Genomic DNA, 6249 nt, shown 5'->3' with positions numbered 1-6249 from the left:
AAAATATTTAAAAATCTACTCGCGTATATGAATCACACCAAATGAATAAAATAATGCAATTAAAAAGGTTATCGTATCCATATTAACCTCTCCATTAAAATACTCATATAATTTTCTAATTGTAAAAGTATCTTTTTGGGAAGTAAGACACTGAAGGAAACCTATAAACTGATTTTCAGAAGACAACTTTATTTTATTCCCTCTACAAAAAACCCTTATTTTTTCCCCGTTATCCGCAAACTCTATGGAGAAATCAGGATCAAGCAGAAATACGGTGTTATTTTCAAATTCTGGAACCTCACGTTCGATAAAAGAATATCTTAGCCCTTTTTGACTTTTATTTCTCAGACAGTGATCTTCAAGTCTTTCTGACATCCACTCAGCCAGTGTGATCTGACTGATTTCTAAACGTTCTATCACTTCGTGAACATCACCTGCAAAGCGATTGTCATTAACTGCATCATAGAGCAGGAATTGTGTTATAGCACTCTCTGGATTCTTGGAAATTGATAATGCCAGCCCAATAGAAAATGACTGAGTATTACCCACGTGATAGTAATTAGCAGGCAGAAGAAACATAGACCCTGCACTTATTTCGTATGTATCCCCGTAGGAGATCAGGTCTTCAGGTTGATAACAATTTTTTTCTGGCCCGTTTAGTTGATGGAATAATTCCGGTTCAAAGAGTGTCATCGATTTAGCCGCCGGACCAAGATGAAAGTGAACAACATGCGTATAGGGATCATCAACATGAATACCAAATGGAGTATATCCGTAATTTCCCATAAACAATGTTGCTTCAACAGAGGCGCATGAATAGCCATATCTTTCAACTAAAGGCTTGAATACTTTTGCAGCGAACCGGGAAATATCATCTGACCACTGTTGAACACCGTTAATGACGATACCGAATTTCTTCCCTTCAGAAACCCGCATAAAAAATTGTTCAATGCTTTCTGACGCTTCTCTTTCTTCTCCTATAAACCTCTTTTCCTCCGCTTGGTTTTCCTTTCCTTCAATATAAAGACGAAATTTGGAAGAGCCATTCTGACGGCTGTCTTCCTTTAAACTTGTAAGCAATGTAAAAATAACGTCTTCAGAGAGAGATTCAACATCGAATGCCTCTTTAAGCAGCAATGGTTCCATTAAGGATCCATACACCTCACCTCCATTGCTACTACCGAGACTATCAAAGCGCTCTACATGCTGAATTAAATCATTAATGAAGCCGGGGTAAACATGCAATAGCGATGAAGTATTGATCATGGTTATTGTCTCAGAAGAAGATAGATATGAAAAAAATCAGGCACTCTATTATTTTGAGTGCCTGACAGTAAGACATTTTAACTTTGTATACATCTGCCATAAACACAATTACAAAGCAGGAAACAGACTAATTGCATAATTTAGCTCAATAGCAACTATGTCATATTCCTTTTTGGTATTTATTCACTTTCACTTGATGCTTGAACAGGCTTTGTTTTCATGCAAGAAAGGCCAACTGATAAAGTTGGCCAGCCACCTGCAACTTGCTCTGCTGCTTCACGTTCAATTTCAACAGGCATGTTGTCTGCATCTTTCGATAATTTTGCGACTACAGTTTTTTTAACATTAAGTTTCATTACTTTCTCCTATTTTTTAATGCCAGCATTCAAGACTGACTTGATAGAACGTAACATATCAAGAACAGTCAAGTAGCAACAATAATATAAATTTATGCTCTATTATGCGGCTAGTCACGTAATTATGAAAATGACAAATTAGTTATTAGCCGTAAGTGTTTGTGTACTCAAGTAGTATCTTCGAAGAAAATCGTAGACTACAAACTCATGCTGCCTATTGTAAGCCCGAAAAATTCTATTAAGTTGCATATGAAGAAGAGAAGCCAACAACTCGTCTTTCGATATTATTGTTTCATCACCACTTAAACTAAGTAACTTACTGCTGAATACTGAAACACTTTTTTCATGAGACTGGACAATTGAAAAGAGCTCAGAAGGGGGATAATTCACAGGGAAAGAGTTATCTCTAGATAAATCGGAATGAAGGAAACCAGACAATTCTCTGTACTTACGCCCCAATATTTTACGAAGCGCTGACGTTTCAGAGAATTCTTTCCCAAACGCCCTACGTAACCGACTAATTAACGAAAGTTTATCAGTTAACTCGTAACCAAATGATGAAAGTACGCTGTCTGAAATCATAATAGCAGCTCTCCAGCGTAGACTTTCTCCATGCATATCAATTTGACTTAAAACCTTAAGTGTGGTTTCTGAGCAAACCTCAAACAAGGACTCAGCAATAGCAATAGTAGCATCCCCCCCATACCTTTCTATTTCTCTCTCATAAGGTGCGACTGTGAAATGAGCAAGCTTATCAACCTCTGTTAATGAGCAAAGCACCTCTGAAACCGCGGGGAGTACTCGACTTAGCAAGGTTTTCGGTTCGCCTCTAAATCGAAGACGGAGGTGCCAATCAGGATCGCTATATCGTATGAAAAACCAATTGCTGAAAAGATTCTCTTTCTGCATTGTTTTAATAAGAGGAGATAAATGTTTAGTAAGAAGGTTCTCAACATCTGAGTTTCCTCCATAAATATGCAAAGAAAGCCATTCATTTCCTGGCATAAAACGCCTTTTCTCTTGGCTCGGCTCACTAAATGTTGCTGTCGATTCCGGCACTGAACCGACTCCCTTCTTTTCCTGATTCATGCACAAAAAATGAACTTCGTTTGCATATCTTTTAACGCTATCACTCTGCTCTTTCACGAGTGGTGAATAAATATGATTTAGAGACTCCTGAAGCTTTACGGTATCCAAACCTTGCGTTTCGCTCAAAAGAACCTGAAGACACTTAGCGCTTCTTAAGTTCAATGTCAATGCATTATCATGTAGTGAAAATACAACATTTTCTGGCAGGTCATACTTAGAAAGAAAACGGTTAACTTGCTCAGTAAACTGAGATTTCGGCATCTTTTCTAATTCAATGAATAGTTTCCTTTGAAGGTTCCACGTTCTGGGAGATAAGATAATATTACCAAGCTTCACCCTTGGTAATACTTCCGCCACGCTCAGTGCTTTAGGCCAAATAAATTGGGGGAGTTGTATATTTTGCTGTTGGATCTGGCAGAGAAATTTATATATTCCCAAACTGTTTGCATTGAAGTTATGGGCACAAGACATTCGGGGAATCACTTCTTTACCCAACCGTTTTGACCACAGACGTACCCGATTGTTTTCAACATAAACAAAAAGCTCTTTAGGCTGGATTTGAAAATTTTCATCGAGATCCGAATCCGCCAAAAATACAATTTCATGATTCCTCAGCTTAGGGCGTGAAATAACGTTTCCAGGTCTACCATCCGGTAAATGGATCACTTCCGCAAAGATAGCTTCAGGTCGCGAATTTTCTTCTCTTTGAAGGTGCTCTCTTACTTTTTTTGTGAGATCCTTATCCAGATGACAAAAACGACCTAAAAAATTCGCTGCTGATGGACCATAGCAACCCTGAAAATGAATCAAGGTTTCCTTTTCATCTCCTGTTTCGAATAAGGAGGCCTGAACTCCAAACGAAACCGGCAACTCCGTCTTACCCGGCCTTGCACACTTTTCTAGCTCTTTCCGATCCAGGTAAATTTCTTCCTCAGCAAAGGCCCCCCTACGACATAATTTTTTCAAGATCAGGTCATCCAACGGTGTGCTTTCTAGAGCTTTACCATTAGCTGAACTCACACTCAGGGGAATACCTGCCAATAGAGGTGATTCGTAGCCTTTCTCAGATCCAAAGGTAATCCCTGATTCATCATCTAGCACTTTATTGAGAGGGACAAAACGCCCCTCGTATCGACGCTGAAATTGAGTGATAAAATTTTTGAGTGGATTCGCTGCTTCGTGCGTGACCCCTGCTAGTAATGAACATGCTGTTTCAATGGAATCAGCAATATCCCTGCTGAGGAGCTTTGATGAAAAATTACGCTCCGTATCTACCTGAATCAACTTTGTAGGATTAAGCGGAAAAGGTAATGCTTTTAGCTTATCTACCACCTCTGAATAACCTTCAGTGCTGACATGCGTTTTGGTGTCGAAATCTTGGAGGGTGTCAACTACCGAATGTAATACCGACGAGTACTTCATTAGCCCTGACATAGAGAGAGATTTCACCAAATGCGAAGATGGCTCTTCTGCTGTGAGAGGCAAAGGCATATCCAATATTAAGATCTTCTCACTAAGAAGATCTTCTACGTATTGCCTTATATCGTCCCTTGCAATTAACGGATAAGCATCTGAAAATTTATCTACTAACACATTTAAAGTTATGCCTTTATTTGTGAGCTCTAGTATGGAGTCAAGGTACTCATCTGTTTCAGCCTCACTAAGTTGGTAATTCAATGCATTACCAGATTGATAAGACTCGATATACCTCAATGTGCGGTGGCCTGAGTGATAAAGGGTAGTGTTCGATTTCACTACAGTGTGTTTTGTAATATTTTCTTCCAGAGAAAGATAATCACGTATCCCTGAAAGATATAACATATCGAGCCTGGTTTTTCGTTTATCTTCTTCCCACGGTAAGCAACACAAATCTGTTGTATGGCTAAATTCCCCTTTGCTGATACCAGCAAACAAGCCAAATGGCGTAGGGCGACAATGCATCCGTATATAGTATTTTAGCAATGCACACCCAATTTTTTTCCCTTGTTTACTGTTGGGATCTTTTTTCCATATCGGGATTCTTGACAATAATGATGGACTAGATAGATACAGTGCTTCCCTGACTTTCGGATATTCGAGCCAGTTCTCCAAAGTGTTGGTAAGTTGCTCGTCGTCACCTTCCCATGAAAAATAATCAGTCACAGGCAGACTTGGTGTTCTCATAACAAAGAAATTGTCACACTTTATTTTTTTCATATCATTGTCCATGTCTTAAATCGTCATTCCCCCCTAAGTAAACTAAGGCTAGATTGACGGTAAATCGAATGAAGAAAAGCAGCGGTGCTTAATGTGATTGATTATTGTAAAGGAAGTTCTAATTAACTGAGGAGCAAACAATCATCCCAACTGTCATCAACGCCAACTGCAGTTAGTAGACAGAGACCAATACCAGAATAGCCTTCCAAAAGTCCTGCATTTTCGATAGAAACACCCTGTTCTGATACATACTGATTGAGTCCGGATAATCCTTTTTCCCGATAAAGAGACAATGTATAGTCAAGCCAGTAGTCAGCGGCGTCATAGAACTCAGATAAACCAAATTTTTTGTACAGCTTACGATAAATATGAAACAAACCTGAACTGCCGTGGCATAATCCACCGTCATCCACACCCGATCCCTGCAATGTACGATGAGTCGAAGCCAATGCAATTTCCTTTGCACGACTCAACATTGCTTCGTCTTTCAATGCTGAAGCGGCGTTTGACAGTACCCAGGCAGCACTAAGATCACCATAACACCAACCAAGGCGTGTCTCGCATGTCTGTCCAGCATAATAACCAAAAAATGTACTGGCTTCGGGCGAGTTGTGATTAGCCAATAAACACTGGCAAGAGCGCTCTAAGATCCCTTTGATTTGCTGCCATTCGTCCCCAATTAGCGGAAGAGCAAAACTGAGTGTTGCAATAGCAGAGCCTACGCCATGCGCTACACCAAGATTAAATTCATTATCAGAGGAACAATTAAAACGTAGTGCTGATGAGACAGGTGTACTCCAGCTCAATCCGTCTTTTGTATTCACTGCACTTCTGGTTAATGTTTCAAGTATTGAACGATACGCCTTTTCGTGGGGATTATTAATAAAACGCCTGCGACAAAAAACCGCATAGCCAGCCAGACCAAATACGAGTTCATAATCACCACTCCATTGATGATCGCTAAACGTTTCAGCCAGATACAATTCGAAATCTCGATTAATCTCCTGATCATACTCTGCTTCATCAGCTTCAGCAGACAACAACTCAAGGAGCCAGCAGCACCCACTCAATCCTTTACCAAACGAGATATCCTTCAGATCACTCATTTGAGATTGAAACATATCGAACTTTTTTTCAAAGCGCGTTAGGTCGACTAAGGATTCGTTATACTTTCTCAAATTCCATTGAAAGAGCAATTGACCTGCCAATCCACGATAGAGCGATGGATCAGTGTCCGTCGCTTTTTCATTTAAGTAAGAACAAATATCATGAAGTAAGCTGTTAATAATGTTTATACGATCAGGTTCCTTCGCCCAAATTGAACTCATAGCTTGTTCTCTGG

The 6249-nt window shown here is 39.7% G+C and carries 4 protein-coding genes; all 4 read right to left on the bottom strand.

Annotated elements, in window-relative coordinates; translation table 11 throughout:
• Nucleotides 1-15: 15 nt before the first annotated feature.
• Nucleotides 16-1146 carry a hypothetical protein gene (locus L6J37_RS09275; protein WP_192014771.1) on the bottom strand — a complete coding sequence of 377 codons (1131 nt, stop codon included), beginning with the start codon at nt 1144-1146 and terminating at the stop codon, nt 16-18.
• A gap of 299 nt (nt 1147-1445) precedes the next feature.
• Nucleotides 1446-1622 (bottom strand): hypothetical protein, encoded by a 177-nt coding sequence (locus L6J37_RS09270; RefSeq protein ID WP_192014770.1) that lies wholly within the window; start codon nt 1620-1622, stop codon nt 1446-1448.
• 138 nt (nt 1623-1760) lie between these two features.
• Nucleotides 1761-4907, bottom strand: a complete 3147-nt coding sequence (locus tag L6J37_RS09265; RefSeq protein ID WP_237794851.1) for a lantibiotic dehydratase — start codon at nt 4905-4907, stop codon at nt 1761-1763.
• Between the two features lie 122 nt (nt 4908-5029).
• Nucleotides 5030-6235 carry a lanthionine synthetase LanC family protein gene (locus L6J37_RS09260; protein ID WP_218383664.1) on the bottom strand — a complete coding sequence of 402 codons (1206 nt, stop codon included), beginning with the start codon at nt 6233-6235 and terminating at the stop codon, nt 5030-5032.
• Nucleotides 6236-6249: the final 14 nt, after the last annotated feature.

The organism is Photobacterium sp. WH77, from assembly GCF_022014395.1.
Classification (GTDB): domain Bacteria; phylum Pseudomonadota; class Gammaproteobacteria; order Enterobacterales; family Vibrionaceae; genus Photobacterium; species Photobacterium arenosum.
This window is presented reverse-complemented; position numbering and strand designations above follow the sequence as displayed.

Excerpts from the sequence above, each read along its gene's own strand:
- L6J37_RS09275 (WP_192014771.1), bottom strand. The coding sequence starts at position 1,146 with ATGGAACCATTGCTGCTTAAAGAGGCATTCGATGTTGAATCTCTCTCT.
- L6J37_RS09260 (WP_218383664.1), bottom strand. The coding sequence starts at position 6,235 with ATGAGTTCAATTTGGGCGAAGGAACCTGATCGTATAAACATTATTAAC.
- L6J37_RS09265 (WP_237794851.1), bottom strand. The coding sequence starts at position 4,907 with ATGAAAAAAATAAAGTGTGACAATTTCTTTGTTATGAGAACACCAAGT.
- L6J37_RS09270 (WP_192014770.1), bottom strand. The coding sequence starts at position 1,622 with ATGAAACTTAATGTTAAAAAAACTGTAGTCGCAAAATTATCGAAAGAT.